Annotated in this window: 1 protein-coding gene and 1 pseudogene; both read right to left on the bottom strand. The window is 42.8% G+C overall.

What is annotated here, in order from left to right; all coding sequences use genetic code 11:
- Nucleotides 1-525: 525 nt before the first annotated feature.
- The gene (locus NH454_RS22140; RefSeq protein ID WP_138558813.1) at nucleotides 526-2,124 is read right to left on the bottom strand and encodes an ABC-F family ATPase; all 1,599 of its coding nucleotides are present in this window, start codon (nucleotides 2,122-2,124) and stop codon (nucleotides 526-528) included.
- Nucleotides 2,125-2,354: 230 nt separating this feature from the next.
- Nucleotides 2,355-2,564, bottom strand: a pseudogene (locus tag NH454_RS22145) (IS630 family transposase); the annotation flags it as partial.

Genomic DNA, 2,564 nt, shown 5'->3' on the forward strand with positions numbered 1-2,564 from the left:
ATTTTTTGCTAAATCAATCGCAATAACGTTAAGATTCACCATGTATGGACTCCTTTTGTAAAAGTTTTGTCGCTTATTACGTTACCCCCCTGTGGGAGGGGAGTCCATACATCTCTGTGGTTCAATTGTCTTTACTCACAAAGAGAAGAGAACGAGAAGACAATGAGTATGCGAAATAGACAGCTACTTAATTTAAATCCTCTAAAGCGCAGCGTCTTTTATCCTCTTTGTGAGTTTAGTTTCTCTGTGAAGCGCGCAGCGCCTCGGTGACCTCTGTGGTCCCAATATCTTTTTCACAAAGAGAAGTGAATGAGCGGACTTCAGATAATTATTAAATGTATATTAGCCTGCTGGATCTTTTTCTAACCACAGAGGACACAGAGAGCACAGAGGAAGAGACCATAACCTATTTGTGAGTTTAGTTTCTTTGTGAAGCACTTAGCGCCTTAGTGGTTCAATGTTTAAATCTAAACAGAACCACTAGAGCCACCAAATAAAGGGAGTAGCTATAAAACCTGTTTAAACTTACTGCGCTTGTTGCGCAACATGGTCCATATATTCGTCAAACGTGCCCTGAAAATCGATAAGCTTTTTATCTTTAATATCGATGATACGAGTCGCTAATGACGATACAAACTCACGGTCGTGGCTCACAAAAATAAGCGTGCCTTGGTAATCTTTTAAAGCATTATTGAGCGCTTCAATGGCTTCCATATCCATGTGGTTAGTTGGCTCATCCATAATTAGCACATTGATGTCTTGCATCATCAGCTTACCAAACAATAGACGGTTCTTTTCACCACCCGAGCAGTTACGTGCTTTTTTGTTAGCGTCATCTGCGGTAAATAATAAACGGCCTAACATAGCACGCACCATTAAATCGTTGTGCTTAGCGGTGCGCCACTGCGACATCCAATCGAACAGAGTTAAGTCGTTATCAAACTCTTTACTGCTGTCTTGTGGGCAATAACCAATGCTGGCATTTTCAGACCACTTAACCACACCCTCGTTACTTTGTAATTCATTCACTAGGCAGCGTAATAGGGTGGTTTTACCAACACCGTTTTCACCAATAACCGCAAGCTTAGCACCCGCTTCTAGTAATAAGTCACCACCACTGAATAGGGTTTCACCCTCAAAGCCATGACCTAGCTTAGTAAGCTCTAATGCTTGGCGATACATCTTTTTACCTTCGTCAAAACGAAGTGATGGGCTAATACGGCTTGAAGCTTTTACTTCATCAAGCTTAATTTTATCCATGCGCTTAGCACGAGAGCTGGCTAGTTTTGCTTTTGATGCGTTAGCACCAAAGCGGTTTACGAACTCTTGTAGCTCGTCAATTTCAGCGCTCTTCTTAGCGTTTTCAGCAAGCAGTTGTTCGCGTTGTAAGCTTGAAGCTTCGATCCACTTTTCGTAGTTACCAGGATAAATTCTTAGCTCACCGTAGTCGATATCGGCCATGTGTGTACACACCGAGTTTAAGAAGTGACGGTCGTGCGAGATAATAATCATCGTACACTTTCGCTGGTTAAGCTCGTTAGCTAGCCAAGTAATTGTGTGAATATCAAGGTTATTGGTTGGCTCATCAAGTAGCAAAATATCAGGGTTTGCAAACAGTGCCTGCGCTAAAAGCACACGTAGTTTCCAGCCCGGCGCAACGTTCGCCATTAAGCCGTAATGAAACTCCTGCTCAATACCCGCTTGGATCAAAATTTCTTCTGCACGGCTTTCTGCTGTGTAGCCATCCATTTCGGCAAAAACGCTTTCAAGCTCAGCGACTTTCATGCCATCTTCTTCACTCATTTCTGGCAGTGAATAAATACGGTCGCGTTCTTGTTTTACTTTCCAAAGCTCGGCATCACCCATGATAACCGCATCAACCACAGTGTATTGCTCAAATGCAAACTGGTCTTGGCTAAGCGTACCTAGCTTTAAACCCGGCGCAATCGACACATTGCCAGAGGTTGGCACAAGCGCACCACTTAGAATTTTCATAAAGGTCGATTTGCCGCAGCCATTCGCGCCAATTAAACCATAGCGGTTGCCATTACCAAACTTAGCTGAAATGTTCTCAAACAAAGGCTCTGCACCAAACTGCATGGTGATATTTGCGGTTGAAATCAACGAATTATTCCTAGAAAAATACTGACAGGGTTATGGGCGCAGAAACTGCGAAAATAAACAAGCAATAGGGTAAATAATAGGCCGCGGATTATACAGATCAGCCCCAAAGAACGCCATTAAAAAAGAGAAAGTTTCAAGGTGAAAGGGGAAAGTTACGAGATGCGAGATTCGAGGTCGTAGCGATTTTACATCGCGTCCTAGCGCCTAGTACTTCATCACACAAGTTCTGACTAGTTGAGGGCACCATAAGCCCTCTCAAGTTTTTCACGAGCTGATTCAACATTAAATAGCCAGTTTATACTTGTTCTTTCTTTATTCCTGCTCCATTCCCAGGCCGCGAGTTCTGTCTTTAGTTCTTCCATACTTGCTATACGTCTATCTAAACATTGCTTATTCATATTACCAATTTCTATCTCGACCATGTTCAACCAACTCGCGTG

Source organism: Pseudoalteromonas sp. Ps84H-4 (assembly GCF_024124645.1).
GTDB classification, from domain to species: Bacteria; Pseudomonadota; Gammaproteobacteria; order Enterobacterales; family Alteromonadaceae; genus Pseudoalteromonas; species Pseudoalteromonas lipolytica_C.